Source organism: Acinetobacter sp. 1424608 (assembly GCF_000588255.1).
Taxonomy (GTDB): domain Bacteria; phylum Pseudomonadota; class Gammaproteobacteria; order Pseudomonadales; family Moraxellaceae; genus Acinetobacter; species Acinetobacter nosocomialis.
Window position 1 is genome coordinate 79,645 of the sequence record NZ_JFXL01000015.1, and the last position, 22,333, is coordinate 101,977.

Consider the following 22,333-nt stretch of genomic DNA (forward strand, 5'->3'; position numbering starts at 1 on the left):
CTATAAGGTTGGTCGAGTGTTTAAACACAGTATATTCCTGCGAATATATGCGGGGCTGGTAATTCTTGTTGTTTTGGTGGCTGTTTTTGGGTATTTACTGGTACAAATTATCAACTACCAACGCGCACAAGAATACCGAGAATCTTTAACTGATGGTATTTCTTATGTCATTAGTGAAGGGGTCGCTCGACAACCTGGGAAGCAGCAAAAGATAGATTGGATTTCTGATGCATCTGATTTGCTCGAACTTCCAATTTACTATACTGATGCAAGTAAGGTTGAATTGTCTCGAACCGAGAAAAAGCGGATTGAAGCACAAAAATCTGTTGTTCGTTACGATGCCAGTAATAGCATTGCGTATGTCATTATTGGTTTGCGTGACGACCCACAACATTACTTATCTATAAAAGTCGACAAAATTAGTGAACGCCAAATGAAGGCTCTTCCTATTTTTGTACTCGACTACTTAATGTTTTATCCGGGGCAGGAACAAGAGTACCTTGCCAAGATTCAAAAACACTTTTCATATCCAATCAATATTCAAAACATTCAAGATGTAAATCTGGACTCTGAACAGATTGGGCGTTTACGCCAAGACCAAAGTGTCATGTTGTACAAAGATAGTGCAACAGTACGTGGTACGACCATTTCGATTGTCTCTCCAATCCCGAATCATCCGGCACAAGTGTTAGTGTTGGGCCCTGTTCCAATGTTTAACTGGATGCCTTTACAGCTTTCGGCGGGGATTACCTTATTTAGCCTGTTCTTATTAAGTTTGGGTGTTTACGGTTTGATTTTGCCGTTAGAGCGCAAAATTCGCCAAGTGCGTTACGCATTAAACCGTATGAAATCGGGTGATTTGTCATTGCGTGTTCCGATTGAAGGAAGTGACGAAATGGCAAACTTGGCTTCAAGTTATAACAATATGTCTGATCATATTCAGCGTTTAATTGAAGCTCAACGTGAGTTAATGAGAGCGGTATCTCATGAGCTGAGAACACCTGTTGCACGTATTCGCTTTGGTACAGAAATGTTAGCCGAAGAAGATGACTACAATCACCGTATGCATCAGGTCGACATGATTGATAAAGATATTGAAGCACTCAATACCTTAATTGATGAAATCATGACTTATGCAAAACTAGAGCAGGGTACACCTTCGCTAGATTTTGCAGAAATTGTGCTCTTTGAAGTGTTAGATCAGGTTGCTGTTGAAACCGAAGCGTTAAAAACACAGAAAGAAATTGAGCTTATTCCACCACCTTTATATGTGAAAGTAGATGCAGAGCGTCGTTACCTTCACCGTGTTGTACAAAACCTAGTAGGTAATGCTGTTCGTTATTGTGATAACAAAGTGCGTATTACTGGCGGTATTCACAGCGATGGCATGGCTTTTGTCTGTGTTGAAGATGATGGTCCCGGTATTCCTGAACAAGATCGTAAACGTGTATTTGAAGCCTTTGCACGTTTAGATGATAGCCGTACACGTGCATCTGGTGGGTATGGTTTAGGACTTTCGATTGTAAGCCGTATTGCTTATTGGTTTGGTGGTGAAATTAAAGTAGATGAAAGCCCAAGCTTGGGAGGCGCACGTTTTGTCATGACGTGGCCAGCACATCGCTTTAAACAGCCGCCATTAAAGGCAAATAAAAAAGCACCTGCATAAGGTGCTTTTTTATTGGTTTATTTATAATTGAGTGGCATCAGGTTCTAAAATTGGTTTCCCGCTTCTTAAACTGTTTAGCGCATCTGTATTAAAGTCAATTAACAGCGAATTGTTTTTAGCATCGATTTGATATTTTTGAATAAGAGGCTGGTCTCCATTCAAAGTTTCAACTCTATATGAATCCGCAATATGTAAAATGCCTTCTAGATTTGTTGTGGTTGACGCGAAATCTTGTCTAAAAATTTCATAGACATCTCGCAAGTCAAAAATGGCATTATCTGCATCTGGGTGTTTTTGAATATAGCTTTCTATATGTCGCACGAGTAATTGTGCAAACAAGTAATAGTCTGGTTTATGCGTATATTCTAGATTCATACATTTTTCTCCTTATTATCTGTTATTAGCATACATGGCAAAACAGAAGTTATTGTATAAAATTCATTACACTAGATAATGACTTTAAAATATTACAAAGAAATAAAAACTCGGTTACGACCTTGGCGCTTTGCTTGATAGAGTGCGTCATCTGCTTCTTTAAACAAGCTTTCAATAGATCGGTGGTAGTTTGGAGAATATAAGCTAATGCCAATACTGACCTGTACAAAAATAGGTAATTTGCCATAAACATATATTGGTTGCTGACTAATTTTAATGCGTATTCTTTCTGCAAGTTCAAAAGCAGCTTCTTTAGTCGTGTCAGGAATAAAAATTGCGAATTCCTCACCTCCAAAACGACCCAGTAAGTCATGAGGGTGCAGAATATTTTGTATGGTGGTTACACAGGTTTGTAAGGCTCTATCACCAATCAAGTGACCATAACTGTCATTCACCTTTTTAAAATGATCGACATCCAACATAAAAAATGCAGAGGTTTTATGTTCTTTTTGTACTTTTTCTTGGAGTAAACGAACCGATTGTAAAAACTGACGTCGAGTTAAACTCGATGTGAGTTCATCATGGGCAATAGCATGTTGTAATTTTTGAATTAATTCAGAATGAAGTGCACTAATACTGGAAACAGTAAGTGGTGCAATGGTCATCATGATTAGCCCTATACGGATAGAAATAGTATTGCTTAAATAATCTTGTGGATACAGTAATAAATAATGACCAGAGACATGATAAATAATATACGCACTCGTAAAAGAAGTAATGAGAGCCACAATAATGGGTTTATAGCGTATAGCGCACCAGATTAATGCGGCAATTGGATAGAGTAGGGAACCTGGACCTGAGTCATAATAACTGACAGTTATTGAAATGAGGACAGCCAATAAAGGCAGAAAATCAACAGCCTTTACATATACTTGATTACCTTTAATGTAGTTTTTTATTTTAAGATAAGGAGGGAAGTTTAAAATGATTGGCAATAACAGTAAGGCATTTTGAAGTTCTGATGTAACCCAATAACCAAACTCAGCCCAAAAGCTGCCAATCATAAATTTGGTATTAAACATCGGTACAAAAGTTGCTGCAAAAAAAGCACCGGTTATGCTACCAATACCGCACAGAGCAAATAAAACCAAGTAAGAATAGCCTCGATACGCAGCTTTTATATAACGGCCAAATAACATTGCAAGTGCTAATGTCATGACGACATATAGATAATTTGAGGCAGTTAAAATAAGGGTGAGAAAAAGAGGAGTGCCCTTAACTAAATCGGCAATCATGTAACCGATAAAAGCTCCTGCAAAACTACCCACTTGTCGTGTTTGCGGAAATCGAATGAGTAGACCTAAAAATACGGAGTTAGCAGGCCAGAAAAATGCAAGAAAACTAAGGGGGCGAGATGCAATTCCAATAAAGCAGCATATTGAAATAATGAGAGTAAATAGGAAAAAAAACTTCAGGGAAGAAGAAAATGAAAATTCACGAAGTGAGTATGGCATCAGCTGCCCTTAATGATAAACACTCTTATCCAAGAGTAATAAAATATTAATGCATGATTAAACATTCATCATAATTCAGAGGGGAAGATGAATACAATAAAAAACCGTCTAATATTATAAAAAAGTAAGGTGTTTATTTTGACCGATTGAGCAATTGTGCAAATAATATTAAAAATCAAAAAATGAAAAAAATCATTACAACTAAGAAAACTATCAAATAAACCGATTATAAGCGGTGAAACCCCCTCTACAAGACATAGAACAATACTTTTGATTGGAAAATCATCCAAAAGACTAAGACGCTTCAACTAGCATGCGAAATTAGAAATCAGGTACAATTGGCGGGATTAATTTTGTGTTTGGTGTATTCAAAGGCCAATACATACATTCTTTGTTAAATAATAGGCCTGCCAGGAGTTATCCCCGCATGAGTGCCATTACTCCATACGACTGGGCGATTATCGCCTTCGTGATCGGCGTTACATTTCTTTGCGTCTTTATGCTCACAGTTCCCTTACTCCTCGGGGGAAAATCGTGGGGACGTGCTAAGCAAGAGCAGTTTGAATCAGGTGTCGTGAGTGCTGGTGGCGCTCGCATTCGCCTGTCTGCAAAGTTCTATCTAGTTGCAATTTTCTTCGTGGTTTTCGACTTAGAGGCCCTTTACCTCTATGCATGGTCTACTTCTGTGCGTGAAGTAGGGTGGTTGGGATATACCACTGTTGTAATCTTTGTCGTTGATCTATTAATTGCGCTTGTTTATGCCTTCTCTGTAGGTGCTTTAAGTTGGGCACCGGCAGATCGCCGTAAATTAGCTGGTGAGAAGATTAAAGTCGGTTCACCAACAATGGACATTGCTGAAATTACACGCTTTAACTCTATTGAAGAGCTCGTAACTGACCCTACTGGCCAGATTCCAGCCCAATCATCAGGTCGTGTTAAGTCAAAAACTACACCTGCATTGTCATCTGAAAAGGAGTAAGTCGGGATGAAATATACTCTGACCCGCGCGAATCCGGATGCTGATCAATACCCATTGCAAGAACGCCAAATTGTGACTGATCCGCTTGAAGAGGAAGTGAATAAAAACGTATTCATGACTCGTTTAGAGGATGTCTTGCATACAGCAGTAAACTGGGGACGTAAAAACTCTTTGTGGCCATTTAACTTTGGTACCTCATGTTGTTACGTTGAATATGCAACGACTTTAACAGGCGTGCATGACTTGTCCCGTTTCGGTGCAGAGGTTATTCGTGCTTCACCTCGTCAGGCTGACTTGATGATTGTTGCAGGTACCTGCTTTGTAAAAATGGCTCCGGTTATTCAACGTTTGTATGAACAAATGTTAGAACCTAAATGGGTTATTTCAATGGGTGCTTGTGCAAACTCTGGAGGTATGTACGACATCTATTCAGTAGTACAAGGTGTAGACAAAATTATTCCTGTTGACGTGTACGTCCCAGGTTGTCCGCCTCGTCCTGAAGCATTAATTCAAGCGTTAATGCTTTTGCAAGACCAGATTCAATTAGAGCGACGCCCGCTTTCTGCCGTGATTGGTGATGATCTTCAGCCAGTGTATAAGCCAAAGATGATGCCAGAACGTGATCGTAAGAATGCGCAGCGTATTGCCGTTAAAAACTTACGCTCTATGGATGAGATTAAATAATTTTTTGACGGTGTTTTGACATATCTGACCGATATGTTCATCGAGAAAATTGACAGAATTTGTATTAAATAGGAAGCCAAGCCAATGGCTGAAACTGACATTGCTATGCCAGAATCAACACCAGTTGATTCACGCCCAGCATTTGCAATCGTAGAAGAGCTCAAAACCAAGTTTGGTGAGAACTTCTATGTGCAGGCGACTTTTGAAGAGTTTCCAACAGTCTGGGTTGAGCGCGCACGCGTGCAAGAAGTCCTCATGTTCCTGCGTAAAGTGGAACGTCCTTATGTAATGCTGTTTGACTTATCAGCGATGGATGAGCGTTTACGTCAACATCGTGATGGTTTACCAGCATCTGACTTCACTGTGTTCTATCATTTATTATCGCTTGAGCGTAATAGTGACATTCGTATCAAGGTTGCCTTGAACGAAAATGATCTTAGCCTCCCGACAGCGACAAATATCTGGCCAAATGCCAACTGGTATGAACGTGAAGCTTACGATATGTTCGGTATCAATTTCGAAGGGCATCCAATGCTCCGTCGTATCTTGTTGCCAACTTATTGGGAAGGTCACCCGCTTCGTAAAGAATATTCAGCACGTGCGACAGAATATACGCCGTATATGCAAGACAAAGCGAAGCAAGATTTCGAACAGGAACATTTACGCTTTGTACCTGAAGACTGGGGTCTTAAGCGTGGTAACGCTGATGAAGACTTCATGTTCTTGAACTTGGGTCCTAACCATCCATCTGCACACGGTGCGTTCCGTATTGTATTGCAGTTAGATGGCGAAGAAGTGAAAGACTGTGTTCCTGATATCGGTTATCACCACCGCGGTGTGGAAAAGATGGCTGAGCGTCAAACATGGCACTCTTTCATTCCTTATACTGACCGTGTTGACTACTTGGGCGGTTGTGCGCAAAACATGCCATATGTAATGGCAGTTGAACAGCTTGCAGGAATTAAAGTTCCTGAGCGTGCACAAGTGATTCGTGTCATGTTGAACGAATTGTTCCGTATTAATAACCACTTACTTTACTGTGGTACGGCAATTCAGGATGCCGGTGGTATGACACCAGTATTCTATATGTTCGCAGACCGTCAAAAAGTATACGACATTGTTGAAGCAATTACGGGTTACCGTATGCACCCAGCATGGTTCCGTATTGGTGGTACAGCACACGACCTTCCAAATAACTGGCAAAAACTTGTTAAAGAATTGCTAGAGTGGATGCCAAAACGTCTCAACGAATACTACACAGCTGCGCTTAAAAACTCTGTGTTTATTGGTCGTACACGTAATGTTGCTCAATACGATGCAAAATCTGCGCTTGCATGGGGTGTAACTGGTACTGGTTTACGTGCAACAGGTATTGATTTCGACGTTCGTAAATATCGTCCATACAGTGGCTATGAAAACTTTGATTTTGATGTGCCAGTTGAGTATGAAGGCGATGCTTACGCTCGTGTTCTTGTTCACTTCCGTGAAATTACTGAGTCACTCAAAATTATCAAACAGTGTTTGGATAACATGCCTTCTGGTCCATATAAAGCGGATCACCCATTGGCTGTTCCACCACCAAAAGATAAGACGTTACAAGATATTGAAACTTTGATTACGCACTTCTTGAGCGTGTCATGGGGTCCTGTCATGCCTGCTGGTGAAGCGTCATTCATGACTGAAGTTGTGAAAGGTGCAAGTACTTATTACTTGACTTCGGATAAGGCAACGATGAGTTATCGTACTCGTATCCGTACACCGACGTTTACTCACTTACAGCAAATTCCTTCAGTGATTAACGGCAGTTTAGTGTCTGACTTAATCATTTATCTGGCGACCATTGACGTGGTTATGGCTGACGTGGATCGCTAAGAGGTAACGCAAAATGATGATTCTGACTGATAAAAAACCACGTGTGAATGTTGAAGGGATTTTGACTGCTGAAGAAATCCATGAAATTGAACATCACATTGGTCACTATCCATACCCACGTGCAGCTTCTTTAGATGCATTAAAGTGCGTACAGCGCCGTAACGGTTGGGTAGATGATGCTCAAATGAACGCCATCGCACAATTATTGACGATTAGTGTGGCAGATTTAGAAGGTGTAGCAACGTTCTACAACCGGATCTATCGCCAGCCTGTAGGTCGTCACGTAATTTTGCTTTGTGACTCGATTGCTTGCTTCTTAATGGGTGCTGAAACATTAGCTGAAGCATTCCAGCGTGAATTAGGTATTCAGTTTGGTCAAACGACACAAGATGGTCGTTTTACACTGCTCCCAATTTGCTGCCTAGGCAACTGTGACAAAGGCCCAACGTTAATGATTGATGAAGATACTCACGGTTTAGTTGAAGTGACATCAGTCAAACAGTTATTGGAGAAGTATGTATGAATACTGAACCAAAACCAATTTATGGCGACGGTAATCCGGAAACTCATCCACTGACTTGGCGTTTAAGCAAACAAGATGCCGTACATAGCGCTGACGACTATGAAGCACTTGAAGGTTATGCTGGCTTTAAAAAAGCATTAGGCATGAAACCTGCTGAAGTGCTTGAAGTCATTAAAGCTGCAACTGTAAAAGGTCGTGGTGGTGCAGGCTTCCCAGCAGGGATCAAATGGTCTCTTATGGCGCCAAACGATGGTGGCCCACGTTACTTGATCTGTAACGCTGATGAGATGGAACCAGGTACCTTTAAAGACCGTTTGTTGATGGAAAAACTTCCTCACCAATTGATCGAAGGTATGTTAATTGCAGGTTATACCTTAGAAGCAACTCAAGGCTATATCTTCATCCGTGGCGAATATATCGAAGCTGCTCAATACCTAAATGAAGCGCTTGAGCAAATTCGCGCTAAAGGTTACTTAGGTGACAACATTTTAGGTTCTGGCTGGAACTTCGAGTTACACGTGCATACTGGTGCAGGTCGTTATATCTGCGGTGAAGAAACTGCATTGATTAACTCACTTGAAGGTCGTCGTGCTAACCCACGTACTAAACCGCCATTCCCGCAAGTTGCTGGTGCATGGGGTCGTCCTACGATTGTGAACAACGTTGAAACTTATAACAACTTGCCAGCAATCATGCTTCGTGGTCCAGAGTGGTATATCGGTTTATCAGCTGGTAAATCAAAAGACCCAGGCACTAAGATTTATGGTGCGTCAGGTAAAGTTAAATTCCCTGGTCTTTGGGAACTACCATTTGGTACGACTGCACGTGAAGTAATCGAAGATCATGCCGGTGGTATGCGTGAAGGCTTAAAGCTTAAAGCATGGTTACCAGGTGGTGCGTCAACTGACTTTTTACCTGCAGATACCATTGATTTACCAATGGATGCTGAAACCATTATGAAAGCAGGTTCTCGTTTAGGAACATGTTTATTGATGGTGGTAGACGAGACTCAATGTATGGTGTCGTTGACCCGTAATCTTGAAGAATTCTTTGCGCGTGAATCATGCGGTTTCTGTACACCGTGCCGTGATGGTTTGCCATGGGCTGTTAAAGCGCTTAAAGCACTTGAAACAGGTGAAGGTAAGAAAGAAGATATCGATCATTTACAAGAACTTACTCGTAAATTATGGATTGGTAAAACTTTCTGTGCCCACGCACCAGGTGCGATGGAGCCGCTTATGGGCGCACTCAAACATTTCCGTAGCGAGTTTGAAGCGAAAGTGACGAATCGTCCTGTCGTGCAAACTAGCAACGTAGAACAAGCTTAAGGGATTCGACTATGGCTACAATTCATGTCGATGGAAAATCGTACGAAGTCAATGGATCAGAAAACTTGCTACAAGCATGTTTATCCCTTGGCATTGATATTCCGTATTTTTGTTGGCACCCATCCTTAGGTTCTGTTGGTTCATGTCGTCAATGTGCCGTAACTCAGTATGCAAATCCTGAAGATACGCGCGGACGTCTTGTGATGTCATGTATGACACCAGCATCTGACAATACCTATATCTCGATTGAAGACAAAGAAGCAACGGATTTTCGTGAATCTATCGTTGAGTTCTTAATGACCAACCACCCACATGACTGTCCGGTGTGTGAAGAGGGTGGTCACTGTCATTTACAAGATATGACTGTAATGACTGGTCATGACCGTCGTCGCTATCGTTTTACTAAGCGTACACATTACAACCAAGAACTAGGCTCATTCATTGCGCATGAAATGAACCGTTGTATTGCTTGTTACCGTTGTGTTCGTTACTACAAAGACTATGCGGGCGGTACAGACTTTGGTGTGTTTGCCAATGCATCGCGTGTTTACTTTGGTCGTCCAGAATCAGGCACTTTAGAATCTGAATTCTCTGGTAACTTGACTGAAGTATGTCCAACAGGTGTATTTACCGACAAAACTCATTCAGAGCGCTATAACCGTAAATGGGATATGCAATATGCACCAAGCGTGTGTCATGGCTGTTCTTCAGGTTGTAACATCTCTCCGGGTGAGCGTTATGGCGAAATCCGTCGTGTAGAAAACCGTTTCAATGGTTCGGTTAACCAATACTTCCTTTGTGACAAAGGCCGTTTTGGCACAGGTTATGTAAACCGTGCAGATCGTCCACGTCAACCTCAGTTCCGTAATGGCGAAACAGTAGCAACTGTTTCTGTTGACCAAGCTTTAGATCAAGCAATTGCGAAACTTGAAGGTAAAAAAGTTTTAGGTATCGGTTCACCACGTGCAAGCTTAGAATCAAACTATGCATTACGTGAACTTGTAGGCCAGGCAAACTACTCAACAGGTGTTGCACAAAAAGAGCAAAAACTTGTTGAACTTGCTGCTTCAATCATGCAAACAGAAGGTATTTACAACCCGAACATGCGTGAAATTGAAAGCTATGATGCAGTATTAATTTTGGGTGAAGATTTAACCCAAACTGCACCACGTATGGCTTTGTCAGTTCGTCAAGCTGCGAAAAACAAAGCTCGCGAAATGGCTGCAAAAACACGTACGCCAGATTGGTTGGCTGAACCAGTACAACGTATTGGTCAGGAAGCGAAATCTCCGATCTATATTTTGGCTGCAACTCAAACTCGTCTTGCTGATGTTGCAACTGGTGAAGTTGTTGCCTCTCCAAATGACATTGCGCGTTTAGGTTTTGCAGTTGCTGCGGCAGTTAAAGGTGAAACAGTTAATGGTTTAGATGACGATGCAAAAGCATTTGCTCAAACTATTGCAGACACTTTAAAAGCAGCAAACAAACCGTTAATTATTGCGGGTACGAGCTTGCAAGATGCTTCAATTATGGAAGCTGCAGCAGAGTTAACGCAAAACCTTGGCTCAAAAGCTGGTTTAAGCCTTGTAGTTCCTGAAGTGAACTCTATGGGCTTGGCATTGTTTGGTGGCTTAAGCCTTGAACAAGCATTTGCTCAAGACTACGACACACTTGTTATTGTTGAAAATGACTTGTTCCGTCGTTTACCAGCTGCTCAAGTTAAAGCAGCACTTGATAAAGCTGAAACAGTAATCGTGCTTGATCACAGCGAAACAGAAACTGTGAAACAGGCGGATATTGTGCTTTCAGCAGCAAGCTTTGCCGAAGGTGATGGTACTGTTGTAAGCCAAGAAGGTCGTGCTCAGCGCTTCTATCAAGTTTACGATCCAAGCTACTACAAACCTGAATACGCGATTAAAGAATCTTGGCGTTGGTTGCATGCCATTGAAACTGGTCTTAAAGGTAAGCCAGTTGATTGGACATTGCTTGATGACGTCATTGAAAGTATCGTTAAAAATGTTCCGGTACTTGAAGCAATTCAAGATGTTGCACCAGATGCAGGCTATCGTGTACATGGTTTGAAAATTGCTCGTGAACCACGTCGCTATTCTGGTCGTACAGCAATTCGTGCACCTTTATCTGTTCATGAACCTAAGCAACCGACAGACCCAGACTCAGCATTAACATTCTCTATGGAAGGTTATGTAGGTCCGCAAAAAGCTTCTTCGCTTGTACCATTTGCGTGGGCGCCAGGTTGGAACTCTCCACAATCTTGGAACAAATACCAAGATGAAGTGGGGGGGCACTTAAAAGGTGGTGATTCAGGCGTTCGTTTATTTGACCGTTTAGCAAAACGTCCAGCACGTAGCTATGTTGCTCCAACTGCAGTAGTTGCAAACCCTGAAAGCTTCCGTCTTGTACCAATGCACCATATTTTTGGTTCTGGTGAATTCACGATTAAAACACCTGCAATGGAAACTCGTATTCCTGAAGCTGTATTTGCTGTAGGCGAACAAGACGCAACGCGTTTGAACCTACAAGAAGGTCAACGTATTACAGTTAAAGCAGGCGAAACTACAGTGAGCTTACCTGTACAAGTAATTGAATATTTACCTACAGGTTATATCGGTTACCCAGTTGGTTTAGCACCGACAGTATCCTTAGCTGAGCCTGTTTCAGTGGCATTAGGAGTGTAATTCATGAATCAAGAAATTATACGTCAAACGCCACTTTGGGCTGAGAACTGGCCAATTGCTTATGCAGTGGTTCAAGCAGTTGTGATTTTGCTTGTCGTTGTACTTGTTGCTGCATTGATGTCTTTTATTGAGCGTCGTTTACTTGCTTGGTGGCAAGACCGTTATGGTCCAAACCGTGTTGGTCCTGGTGGTATGTTCCAGATCGTTGCCGACATGCTTAAGATCATGTTCAAAGAAGACTGGACACCAAAATTTGCCGATAAATTAACTTTCCGTTTAGCTCCGGCAGTTGCGATGGCAACTGCGGTGCTTTCGTTCATGGTTATTCCTGTAAGCCCTGCATTGGGTGTTGCAGACATGAGCATCGGTCTGTTGTTCTTTATGGCTATGGCTGGTATTGCGGTTTATGCAGTGTTATTCGGTGGTTGGTCATCAAATAACAAATATTCATTACTCGGTGGTTTGCGTTCAGCTGCTCAAACAATTTCTTATGAAGTGTTCTTGGGCATCTCGTTAATGGGCGTAGTTGCAATCGCTGGTTCATTTAACCTTCGTGAAATTGTTGAAGCTCAACGTGACGTTTGGTTCATCATTCCACAATTCTTAGGTTTCTTGATTTTCGTGGTTGCTGGTGTTGCGGTAACTCACCGTCACCCATTTGACCAACCTGAAGCAGAACAAGAATTGGCTGAAGGTTACCATGTTGAATATGGCGGTATGAAATGGGGTATGTTCTTCGTTGCTGAATATGTAAACGTTGTACTTATCTCTGCATTGATCGTGACTTTATTCTTTGGTGGCTGGTTAGCGCCATTCAATTTAGAAATTCCATTTATTCCACCAGTGTTCTGGTTTGTGATTAAAACAGCATTCTTCGTAATGATGTTTGTATTGGCACGTGGTTCTTTAATGCGTCCACGTTACGACCAAGTCATGAACTTCGGTTGGAAAATTTGTTTGCCGCTGGCGTTGGTTAACCTATTGGTAACTGGTGCTGTGATTCTGATGAATCAGGCCTAAGACAGCAGGGAGTACAAAATGTATAAAATTCTAGCTGGAGTTGGGTCAATCGTTCGGACGTTATTCATGGTATTTACCCATGGTTTCCGTAAACGTGACACAATTCTTTATCCAGAAGTACCAGCAGAGGAAATTGTACCACCTCGCTATCGTGGTCGTATTATCTTGACACGTGACCCAGATGGGGAAGAGCGTTGTGTGGCATGTAATCTTTGTGCGGTTGCATGTCCAGTTGGCTGTATTTCACTGCAAAAAGCTGAAAAAGAAGACGGTCGTTGGTATCCGGAGTTTTTCCGTATCAACTTCTCTCGTTGTATCTTCTGCGGTATGTGTGAAGAAGCATGTCCAACGACAGCGATTCAGTTAACTCCAGATTTCGAGTTGGGCGAATACGTACGTCAAGACCTCGTATATGAGAAAGAAAACTTACTCATTTCAGGTCCAGGTAAATACCCAGACTACAACTTCTACCGTGTAACTGGTATGGCAATTAACGGTAAAGAGAAAGGTCAAGCACAAAAAGAAAGTGCACCAATCGATGTACGGAGTCTATTACCATGATGTGGCCGTTTTATTTGATGGCGCTCGTGGCCATCGTTTCTACGGTTCGTGTAGTGACTAACACGAACCCTGTACATGCATTGCTTAGTCTGATTGTTTCATTACTAGCTGTTGCTGGTATTTTCATGATCGTAGGTGCGCCGTTTGCTGGCGCCCTCGAAATCATTGTTTATGCTGGTGCGATTATGGTCTTGTTCGTATTCGTTGTGATGATGCTTAACTTAGGGCAACACACTGTGGAACAAGAGCGTAAATGGCTTTCTTCAGATGCTTGGGCATATCCAGCACTCATGAGCTTTTTACTTGGCTTGCTTTTAGTTTGGATGCTTGGTGGTGAATATACAACCATCTCTGCACCACTTGGAGCACAAGTAATTGGACCAAAAGTTGTTGGTCAAGCGCTCTTTACTCACTACTTATTATTGGTTGAAGTTGCCGCGATGTTATTGCTAGCAGCCCTTGTTGCAGCATACCACTTAGGTAAACGTGAACCAGGTGCAGAAGAGGAAAAAGAATAATGGGCCAGATCCCTTTAGAACATGGTTTGATTGTTGCAACCATTCTTTTTGCACTCGGTTTTTACGGTGTAATGGTGCGACGCAACCTACTATTTATGTTAATGAGCCTTGAAATCATGATGAATGCTGCTGCGTTAGCATTCGTTCTTGCAGGTAGTGTATGGGCACAACCAGATGGACAAGTCATGTTCATTCTGATTTTAACCCTTGCTGCGGCAGAGGCGTGTATCGGTCTTGCGATTGTCCTTCAGTTCTATCATCGCTTCCATCATTTGGATGTGGATGCTGCTAGTGAGATGCGCGGATGAGTTATTTATATCTAACAGTATTATTTCCGCTAATCGGTTTTATTTTATTGGCGGCAGGGCGTGATAAGCTCTCTGAAAATGTTGCAGCAATTATCGGTGTGGGTTCTGTAGGTTTATCTGCATTATTTGCATTGATTGCTGGTATGGCATTTACCAACAGCGGCCAACAGGTTTTTGTTCAAAACCTTTGGACATGGTTCAATGTTGGTGGTTTCGCTCCTGGCATTAGCTTACATTTAGATGGCTTATCTTTACTCATGATGGGCATGATCACAGGTGTTGGTTTTCTAATCCACATCTTTGCATCATGGTACATGCGTGGTGAAGAAGGTTATGCGCGCTTCTTCTCTTATTTCAACCTATTCGTTGCAAGCATGCTTGTGCTTGTATTGGGTGACAACTTAGCGTTGTTATTCTTAGGTTGGGAAGGCGTAGGTCTATGCTCTTACTTGCTGATTGGTTTCTATTATGCAAACCCTGCAAATGGTTGGGCAGCGATCAAAGCATTTACAGTTACCCGTGTAGGTGATGTATTCCTACTTATCGCTTTATTCTTGCTTTACCAACAATTTGGTACGCTTAATACTCAGTACATCGTTGAACACGCAGCAGAAGTCATGACGAAGAGTTCGTCACTTACTATCTGGACTGCATTAATGTTGTTCTTAGGTGCTGCTGGTAAATCTGCTCAAATTCCATTGCAAACATGGTTGGCAGATGCGATGGCAGGTCCAACACCTGTTTCTGCATTAATCCACGCAGCAACAATGGTAACGGCTGGGGTGTACTTATGCTGCCGTCTATTTAGCGTATTTGAGCTTGCACCTGAAGTGATGCAGTTCATTTCGGTAACAGGCGCTGTAACTTTATTAGTTGCAGGTTTTGCTGCTCTCGTGCAAACAGATATCAAACGTATTTTGGCTTACTCAACAATGAGTCAGCTTGGTTATATGTTTATGGCTGTAGGTGCAGAAGCGTATCAAGCTGGCCTGTTCCACATGTTAGCTCACGCATTCTTCAAAGCATTATTATTCTTGTCTTCTGGTGCAGTTATTCTTGCTTACCATCACGAACAGAACATTTTCAAAATGGGCGGTTTGTTCTACAAAAACAAATTCCTATTTGCATGTTTCGCGATTGGTGGTGGTGCATTAGCAGCGATTCCATTCTTAACAATCGGCTTCTTCTCAAAAGATGCAATTCTTGGTGAAGTTTGGGTACAAGGTCAATCAATTGCTCTATACCACACTTTATATTGGGCTGGTGTAGCAGGTGCATTCCTGACTTCAATTTATACCTTCCGTTTAATCTGGGTTGTATTCTTCGGTAAAGAAAATACGCATTATCATGAGATTAAAGGTGCAACTTACTGGGCGCCATTAGGTATCTTGGCAGTATTGTCTACTTTTGTGGGTGCTGCATTAAAAGGTCCAGTAGCTGGTATTTTAAATACAGCAAAAATTCCTGAATTCCATGTTGCTGAACAATTTGTAGAAGGCATGCATGGGGCAGAGCATTTAGCTGTAGGCATTGCGCTTGTTGGTTTAGCTGTTGGTATTGGTCTATTTGCATTTGCTTACGGTGCAGTGAAATCGTTTGCTCAAACAAGTCTTGGTGCTGGCTTAGCTCATATTTGTCGTACTGCATTTGGTTTCGATGCGTTGTATGACATCGTTTTTGTTAAACCTTATTTATTCTTCGCCAAACTATTTGGTCGTGATCCGATTGACAGCTTATGGCTTGTTTTTCCTGCGCTTGTTAAAGGCGGAAACAGTTTCACAAGCTCACGTCAAACAGGTTCATTGCGTGAATACGCATCAAGCATGTCACTCGGTGTAGTGGTGTTATTGATGATCTTGATCGTTATTCAGGTAGTGGGGAAATAAAATGGAAAACAATTTAATTTTACCCGCGCTGATCCTTGTTCCGTTCATTGCAGGTTTTACTTGTTGGTTAGTCGATAAACTCGACAAAACTTTGCCACGCTGGATTGCCTTAATTGGTATGCTCATTACATTGGGCTTAGGTCTTGCACTTTGGCAAAATGGTACTTATAGCTACGAGTTGGGCTCGAAAGTCCCAACTTGGTCAGCCGAGTTCTACTTACCGTGGATTAAGTCTCTCGGTATTGGCATTCACTTAGCCGTGGATGGTTTGTCTTTACTCATGGTGTTGTTAACAGCTTTACTGGGTGTACTTGCTGTTGGATGTTCATGGGGCGAGATTCAAAAGAATGTTGGTTTCTTCCACTTAAACTTATTATGGAGTTTAGGTGGCGTTATTGGCGTGTTCTTGGCAATTGATTTGTTCCTATTCTTCTTCTTCTGGGAGATGATGCTTGTACCAATCTACTTCTTGATTGCGTTATGGGGGCATAAGGGTTCAAACGGTCGTTCACGTGTTTACGCTGCAACAAAGTTCTTCTTATATACACAAATCGCTGGTTTAGTGATGTTAATCGGTATCCTTGGCCTTGTGGTCTATGGCTACATGATGACTGGTATGATCGGTTTTGATTACAACTATTTATTAGCTGTAGCGAATCGTTTACCTGCTGGCTTCGCGTATGGTTTCATGATCTGCTTCTTTATCGGTTTTGCAGTGAAGTTACCAGTTTTCCCATTGCATGGCTGGTTACCAGATGCGCATGCTCAAGCTCCTACAGCGGGTTCTGTAGACTTGGCTGGTATCTTGATTAAGACTGCAGCGTACGGTTTGCTCCGTTTTGTAATTCCATTCTTCCCGGCAGCTTCTGCACAGTTTGCAGATATCGCGATTATTTTCGGTTTGATTGGTATTTTCTACGGCGCTTGGTGTGCTTACCAGCAAACTGACATGAAGCGTTTACTTGCGTATACGTCGATTTCACACATGGGCTTCATTTTACTTGCGATCTATGCAGGTAATATTTTGACCTTCCAAGGTTTAATGATCATGATGTTGGCACATGGTTTGTCATCTGCTGCATTGTTCATTATGTCTGGTCAAATCTACGAGCGCTTGCATACACGTGATTTGCGTTTGATGGGTGGTCTTCGTGGTCAACTCCAATACTTACCATTCTTCTTAATGTTCTTCGTAGCTGCTCTTGTTGGTGTGCCAGGTTTAGGTAACTTTATTGGTGAATTCCTGATTTTGATGGGTTCATTTAATAAATATCCTGCCTTCACGATTCTTGCTTCTATCAGCCTTGTATTTGCAGGTTTATATGGCTTGATCTTGATTCACCGTGCTTTATTTGGTGAGCCAAACCCTGAACAAAAGCAACACTACACTAGTCCATTAAAAGACTTATCTGCTCGTGAAGTTGTTATTTTGATGATTTGTGCGATTGGTCTCGTTTGGCTTGGTATCTTCCCGCAAACATTCTTGGATGTATCTCATTCAAGTATGCAGTGGTTGGTCAATAGTTATGTGCCAGTACAAGAAGTCGTTGAAACTGTTCAGCAAACAGCTACTCAACTTGACCATGTGGAGATCCAATAATCATGAACTTCACAGTATCATTCTCTACGCTTATGCCTTTAGCACCGGTGATGATTGTTGCTTTGACAACAGTCGTCGTCATGTTGTTAATTTCAATTAAACGTAACCATAATTTAATCGCAACAACTTCTGTTGTCGGTTTAAACCTTGCTGCACTTTATATCTTGCTAGAACTATTTGGCGGTAAATTTGTACCGGCAAATGTGATGGGCATGTTTATGGTTGATCCATTTACTTTGTTCTATCAGTTCATGATTCTAGTTGCATCATTGGCTTGTTGTACTTTGTCTCATGCTTATATCGAGACTTATAAAGACAACCGCGAAGAACTCTATCTTCTGTTACTTGCTTCTGTAGCTGGTGCAATGTTGATGGTTGCAAGTTCTCACTATGCATCTTTCTTCATTAGCCTTGAGTTAATGTCGATTCCTGTATATGGCTTACTTGCTTATACATATCAACGTAGTCAATCGCTTGAAGCGGGCATTAAGTACCTTGTGCTTTCTGCAACAGCTTCTGCAATGTTGTTGATGGGTATGGCGTATATCTACGCTTATACTGGTTCGCTTTCATTCTATGATTCTGTTCAAGCTTTATTTGGTGCAATCAAACAGCCAATGGTGTTATTAGGTTTAGCACTCATTATCTTTGCTGTTGCATTCAAATTATCGCTTGCACCGTTCCATAAATGGACACCAGATGTATATGCAGGCGCTCCAGCTCCAATGGCAACTTTCTTAGCGACTGCTGCTAAAGTTGCAACAATTGGTTTGTTCGTACGTTATTTGCTTGCTTCTGGCGCAATCATGGTGAACTCGCTAGTGACTGTTTTGACAATTATTGCTGTATTGTCAATTTTAGTCGGTAACTTGCTCGCTGTTCGTCAAGTGAACTTAAAACGTATTTTGGGTTATTCATCTATTGCTCATTTTGGTTATTTATTAATTGCTTTAATTAGCATGACATATGCGAGCTTAGGTAGCGTAACTGTGTATGTGGTGACTTATGTATTAACAACTATTGGTGCCTTTGGTGCAGTAGCGTTAATGTCTAGCCCATATAACAATGTAGATGAAGCACAAAGCCTTGCAGACTACCGTGGTTTGTTCTGGCGTCGTCCAGTACTTACAGCAACATTAACAGTCATGATGTTATCTTTGGCTGGTATTCCATTAACAGCGGGCTTCATTGGTAAGTTCTTGGTTGTTATGGCTGCTGTAACGACTCAACACTGGTTCTTAGCTGCAATGATTATTGTAGGTAGTGGTATTGGTTTGTATTACTACTTACGTGTGATGGTTGTTATGTATATGACTCCACCTGAAACTCCTCGTATTGATGCTGATGCACATTGGGGACAAAAAGTGGGTGGTTTAATGGTGTTGGCTGCTGCTGCATTAGTAATTATTTTGGGTGTATATCCAGATCCAATGATTAATTTGGCGTTAAAAGCAGAAATTTTATCTCCATTACATTTCATGCTTTCACAACAGCAATAATTCTTGTGTACAAAAAAGCCTCCAAATATGGAGGCTTTTTTTTATTGATAGTTAAAAAAAGATTATAATAAATACGTTTTTATATTTTTAGGTAACATCTGTGGCCATTCAAGAAATTCGTCACCCACTTATTCGTCATAAATTAGGTTTATTACGTCGTGCTGACATCAGTACTAAGAATTTCCGTGAGCTTGCTCAAGAAGTGACTATGTTATTGACATATGAAGCAACCAAAGATTTACCAGTTGTGGATTGTGAGATTGAAGGTTGGGCTGGCAATGTTACTACTCAGCGTATTGCTGGTAAAAAAATAACGATTGTACCAATTCTACGTGCAGGTATTGGTATGCTTGATGGCGTACTTAACCTGATTCCAAGTGCCAAAGTTAGTGTGTTAGGTCTTGAACGTGATGAGGCTACTTTAGAAGTACGTACTTACTATAAGAAGTTAGTTCCAGATGTGGCGAACCGTATTGCGATGATTATTGACCCAATGTTAGCAACGGGTAATTCTTTAGTTGCTGCCATTGATGTGCTAAAGGCAAGTGGTTGTAAAGATATTCGTGTTATGGTGTTAGTTGCAGCTCCTGAAGGAATTGCAAAAGTAGAAGCAGCACATCCCGATATTCAGCTTTATACTGCATCTATTGATGATGGCTTAAATGAACATGGTTATATTGTTCCTGGTTTAGGCGATGCTGGTGACAAGATTTTTGGTAGTGTTCAAAAAGATTAATTTTTGACATAGCAATAAAAAGAGACTTCATCAAACCGTATATTTTTTTAAGAGCGGAATTGAAAGTCTCTTTTTATTTACCGCAACGATTGGATGGGAAAAAATAGGGGAAAGATCATGAAGCAAGAGTTTTATGTTGGAAGAGTAAAACAATATAACGCCGATAAGGGATTTGGTTTTATTTCAACCACTGAAGGAGATATTTTCTTTCATATTTCTGATTTCCCTGCATCAGAAGGTGAGCCGAAAAGAAATGAAAAAGTAAGATTTCTTGCAGCGGATAATCAGGGGAAATTTAAAGCGATCAAAATTGAGCGTGTTGACCCAAACCCTGCAAAAACTAAAAAAAATAAAATTTCGGAACACAATAAAGCGATCACCAGTGAGTTATTGTCAAATTTCCGACGCTAGGTGAACTAAGTCTTATGCATTAAAATTACTTAAATAATGTATTAAGCAATTACTTTGGTTGGTGTTTAAAAAAATTAAGAGATTTAGAATTAAGGGAGATATAAGTTTCCCTTAATTTTCTTAAAACGAATAATAAAATTAAAAAAAAGGGGAAATATGAATCAACGGGGAAAAGCCAAACGCAGCAAATTCAAGCTGAGTCCAAGTGAATACATCAGTATATTTACCGTTATTGTCTTAGTCATTGTTGCGTGTGTGAGTTTTATGGTATTGCACTATCGTCAGGAGGCTCAACAACGTGCATCACATGAAAAAGTGCAATTATTAATACAGCAACAGAAGAAGATTATCGAAGCACAGCGCGCAGCTTTGGGTAAATTGCCGGATATTCAACTTACTGAAAAAACGAAAAAGGCTTTAGCATTTACACCTGAAAGACCAACAGAACGGGTAAATGATGAAACATCAGTTTTTCAGTGTGATGGGCGTGAGTATTGTTCGCAAATGCATTCTTTAGAAGAAGCACGTTGGTTTGTAAGAAATTGTCCCAACACTAAAATGGATGGTGATCATGACGGTGAGCTGTGTGAAAATGACTCACGATGGCATTAGAAAATCAGGCTTTAAGCCTGATCTTCATCGCAGAATTTTAAAAATGCTTTAAGGCCCGGACCTTGATATTTTTGGCGATGCACCAGCATATAAAGCGGACGGGTCAGTTGCCAAAATGGTGTATCTAAAATGACGAGCTGACCTTTTTCACTTAAAGGTTCAATTGCTAATCTAGAAATACAAGACATTCCTAACCCACCTGCCACTATTTTTAAGATTGCTTCATTGTGACCAAGCGTTAAGCGAATGTTGGCATCGGGTAGATCTTGCAAAATAGCATTATCAAAGACTTCTCGAGTACCAGAACCTTCCTCACGTAATATCCATTCTATGTCATGAAAATCTTGAGGCGTAAGTGGGCGATTTAAACGTGTTAAAGGATGATCTGGTGAACAGCACACTGCTAATTCATCATCGCGCCAATGAATACATTGGAGTTGAGGTAAGTGACAAGAACCTTCAATTAAAGCTAAATCTAATTGGAACTGATTCACAGCTTCAATCATTTGGCGTGTGTTACCTACTTGAAGTTGTAAATGTGCTTGCGGATGACGCTGTAAAAAGTTAGCCATTAAATCAGGCATTAAATAGTCACTGATAGTTAAGGTCGCCCCAATACGAAGGTCAATGCTTTGTAACTCACCTTTTGCAGCTTGTTCAAAAGCTTCACAGCGCCCTAATATCTCTAATGCTTGTGGAAGTAAAAAACGTCCAAGATCATTTAGTTGTAAGCGCTTCCCTAAACGATCAAACAAAGGAGCACCTAAGCCGTCTTCTAAATCAGCTAAAGCCATACTTGCTGCACTTTGCGTCAGTCTGACCGCATCACTGGCTTTAGTAACGGTTCCTTCTTGGGCGACTGCTACAAAAACAGCCAACTGGCGTAATGTCATCCGCATGTTTAAAAGCCTTAACGTTTAAAAGTATTCATTATTTCGGCTGTCATGCTAACATGAGCGCACTATTTCATGCCACGTTGAAATCATGTCAATTGAAAAATTTAGCGTAGAAAAAGTTTTATCTGTTCATCGTTGGACCCCAACACTTTTCAGCTTTACCATGACTCGCCCTTCACATTTTAAATTTACCGCAGGTCAGTTTGCGCGTATAGGTTTAAAGGTGGGGGAGGAACTGGTTGTTCGTGCTTATTCGGTGGTGTCTTCTCCATTTGATGAAACGCTAGAGTTCTTCTCAATTGTTGTACCAGACGGTGCCTTCACCTCGAATCTGCAGCATTTGAAAGTCGGTGATGAGCTATATTTAGAAAAAATTCCATATGGCTATCTGACTTTGGCGCGTTATCAGCAACCTTTACCGCATGATTTATGGTTATTGGCAACAGGTACTGGTTTGGCTCCATTTTTGTCGATGCTACAAGACTTTGAAACTTGGTCTAATTATCAAAAGATCAATTTGGTCTACAGTGTACGTACAGCAGATGAATTGGCTTATGTTGACCGTATTCAAGAGATTGCCGAAACTTTTGGCGAAGGGCATGTAGGTTTTAAATTTATTCCAATTATTACCCGAGATCCATCTGCGCCG

General features: G+C 41.2%; 21 protein-coding genes. 18 read left to right on the forward strand and 3 right to left on the reverse strand.

Annotation, left to right across the window (positions count from 1 at the left end; all coding sequences use genetic code 11):
• Nucleotides 1-16 precede the first annotated feature (16 nt).
• The gene (bfmS, locus tag J678_RS17880; protein WP_031955847.1) at nucleotides 17-1,666 is read left to right on the forward strand and encodes a sensor histidine kinase BfmS; all 1,650 of its coding nucleotides are present in this window, start codon (nucleotides 17-19) and stop codon (nucleotides 1,664-1,666) included.
• Between the two features lie 21 nt (nucleotides 1,667-1,687).
• Here bfmS and J678_RS17885 read toward each other — a convergent pair whose 3' ends face one another.
• Together J678_RS17885 and J678_RS17890 are read right to left on the reverse strand one after the other, a co-directional pair.
• Entirely contained in the window at nucleotides 1,688-2,041 is a 354-nt protein-coding gene (locus J678_RS17885; RefSeq protein WP_002050462.1) for a hypothetical protein, read from the reverse strand.
• A 92-nt stretch (nucleotides 2,042-2,133) separates the two neighbouring features.
• The gene (locus J678_RS17890) at nucleotides 2,134-3,555 is read right to left on the reverse strand and encodes a sensor domain-containing diguanylate cyclase (protein WP_017394178.1); all 1,422 of its coding nucleotides are present in this window, start codon (nucleotides 3,553-3,555) and stop codon (nucleotides 2,134-2,136) included.
• A gap of 427 nt (nucleotides 3,556-3,982) precedes the next feature.
• Between J678_RS17890 and ndhC the strand changes: the two genes are divergently transcribed.
• The 16 genes from ndhC to J678_RS17970 all read left to right on the forward strand — a co-directional run bounded on the left by ndhC (nucleotide 3,983) and on the right by J678_RS17970 (nucleotide 20,788).
• Nucleotides 3,983-4,534 (forward strand): NADH-quinone oxidoreductase subunit A, encoded by a 552-nt coding sequence (gene ndhC / locus J678_RS17895; protein WP_002050273.1) that lies wholly within the window; start codon nucleotides 3,983-3,985, stop codon nucleotides 4,532-4,534.
• A 6-nt stretch (nucleotides 4,535-4,540) separates the two neighbouring features.
• The gene (locus J678_RS17900; protein ID WP_002050353.1) at nucleotides 4,541-5,218 is read left to right on the forward strand and encodes a NuoB/complex I 20 kDa subunit family protein; all 678 of its coding nucleotides are present in this window, start codon (nucleotides 4,541-4,543) and stop codon (nucleotides 5,216-5,218) included.
• 84 nt (nucleotides 5,219-5,302) lie between these two features.
• The gene (nuoC, locus tag J678_RS17905; RefSeq protein WP_002050296.1) at nucleotides 5,303-7,090 is read left to right on the forward strand and encodes an NADH-quinone oxidoreductase subunit C/D; all 1,788 of its coding nucleotides are present in this window, start codon (nucleotides 5,303-5,305) and stop codon (nucleotides 7,088-7,090) included.
• A 13-nt stretch (nucleotides 7,091-7,103) separates the two neighbouring features.
• Nucleotides 7,104-7,613: an NADH-quinone oxidoreductase subunit NuoE gene (gene nuoE / locus J678_RS17910; protein ID WP_002050341.1), complete on the forward strand. Its 510-nt coding sequence runs from the start codon at nucleotides 7,104-7,106 to the stop codon at nucleotides 7,611-7,613.
• On the forward strand, nucleotides 7,610-8,941 hold the full coding sequence (nuoF, locus tag J678_RS17915) for an NADH-quinone oxidoreductase subunit NuoF (RefSeq protein WP_017394179.1): 1,332 nt from the start codon (nucleotides 7,610-7,612) through the stop codon (nucleotides 8,939-8,941). The genes nuoE and nuoF overlap by 4 nt, the downstream gene beginning before the upstream one ends.
• A gap of 11 nt (nucleotides 8,942-8,952) precedes the next feature.
• Nucleotides 8,953-11,637: an NADH-quinone oxidoreductase subunit NuoG gene (gene nuoG, locus J678_RS17920; protein WP_004710381.1), complete on the forward strand. Its 2,685-nt coding sequence runs from the start codon at nucleotides 8,953-8,955 to the stop codon at nucleotides 11,635-11,637.
• A gap of 3 nt (nucleotides 11,638-11,640) precedes the next feature.
• The gene (nuoH, locus tag J678_RS17925) at nucleotides 11,641-12,657 is read left to right on the forward strand and encodes an NADH-quinone oxidoreductase subunit NuoH (protein ID WP_002050372.1); all 1,017 of its coding nucleotides are present in this window, start codon (nucleotides 11,641-11,643) and stop codon (nucleotides 12,655-12,657) included.
• 18 nt (nucleotides 12,658-12,675) lie between these two features.
• Nucleotides 12,676-13,218: an NADH-quinone oxidoreductase subunit NuoI gene (nuoI, locus tag J678_RS17930; protein WP_000276693.1), complete on the forward strand. Its 543-nt coding sequence runs from the start codon at nucleotides 12,676-12,678 to the stop codon at nucleotides 13,216-13,218.
• Complete coding sequence (gene nuoJ / locus J678_RS17935; protein ID WP_014205902.1) at nucleotides 13,218-13,736, forward strand: NADH-quinone oxidoreductase subunit J; 519 nt, start codon at nucleotides 13,218-13,220, stop codon at nucleotides 13,734-13,736. Before nuoI ends, nuoJ begins: the two co-directional genes overlap by 1 nt.
• The gene (nuoK, locus tag J678_RS17940; RefSeq protein WP_000529822.1) at nucleotides 13,736-14,044 is read left to right on the forward strand and encodes an NADH-quinone oxidoreductase subunit NuoK; all 309 of its coding nucleotides are present in this window, start codon (nucleotides 13,736-13,738) and stop codon (nucleotides 14,042-14,044) included. Before nuoJ ends, nuoK begins: the two co-directional genes overlap by 1 nt.
• A complete protein-coding gene (gene nuoL / locus J678_RS17945) occupies nucleotides 14,041-15,930 on the forward strand; it encodes an NADH-quinone oxidoreductase subunit L (protein ID WP_031995588.1) in 1,890 nt (629 codons plus the stop codon). Before nuoK ends, nuoL begins: the two co-directional genes overlap by 4 nt.
• 1 nt (nucleotide 15,931) lies before the next feature.
• Nucleotides 15,932-17,530 (forward strand): NADH-quinone oxidoreductase subunit M, encoded by a 1,599-nt coding sequence (gene nuoM, locus J678_RS17950; RefSeq protein ID WP_002050326.1) that lies wholly within the window; start codon nucleotides 15,932-15,934, stop codon nucleotides 17,528-17,530.
• A gap of 2 nt (nucleotides 17,531-17,532) precedes the next feature.
• Entirely contained in the window at nucleotides 17,533-19,029 is a 1,497-nt protein-coding gene (gene nuoN, locus J678_RS17955; RefSeq protein WP_002050422.1) for an NADH-quinone oxidoreductase subunit NuoN, read from the forward strand.
• A 100-nt stretch (nucleotides 19,030-19,129) separates the two neighbouring features.
• Nucleotides 19,130-19,765, forward strand: coding sequence for a uracil phosphoribosyltransferase (upp, locus tag J678_RS17960; protein ID WP_002050313.1), 636 nt, complete (start codon nucleotides 19,130-19,132; stop codon nucleotides 19,763-19,765).
• A 117-nt stretch (nucleotides 19,766-19,882) separates the two neighbouring features.
• Nucleotides 19,883-20,176 (forward strand): cold shock domain-containing protein, encoded by a 294-nt coding sequence (locus J678_RS17965; RefSeq protein WP_002050402.1) that lies wholly within the window; start codon nucleotides 19,883-19,885, stop codon nucleotides 20,174-20,176.
• Between the two features lie 156 nt (nucleotides 20,177-20,332).
• Nucleotides 20,333-20,788 carry an excalibur calcium-binding domain-containing protein gene (locus J678_RS17970; RefSeq protein ID WP_017394180.1) on the forward strand — a complete coding sequence of 152 codons (456 nt, stop codon included), beginning with the start codon at nucleotides 20,333-20,335 and terminating at the stop codon, nucleotides 20,786-20,788.
• A gap of 11 nt (nucleotides 20,789-20,799) precedes the next feature.
• Here the strand turns inward: J678_RS17970 and gigC are convergent, their stop codons facing one another.
• Nucleotides 20,800-21,687: a LysR family transcriptional regulator GigC gene (gigC, locus tag J678_RS17975; protein WP_002050411.1), complete on the reverse strand. Its 888-nt coding sequence runs from the start codon at nucleotides 21,685-21,687 to the stop codon at nucleotides 20,800-20,802.
• A gap of 85 nt (nucleotides 21,688-21,772) precedes the next feature.
• Here gigC and J678_RS17980 point away from each other — a divergent pair.
• Nucleotides 21,773-22,333 (forward strand): ferredoxin--NADP reductase (locus tag J678_RS17980; protein WP_032027416.1); only part of this gene is annotated, 561 nt, incomplete at its 3' end.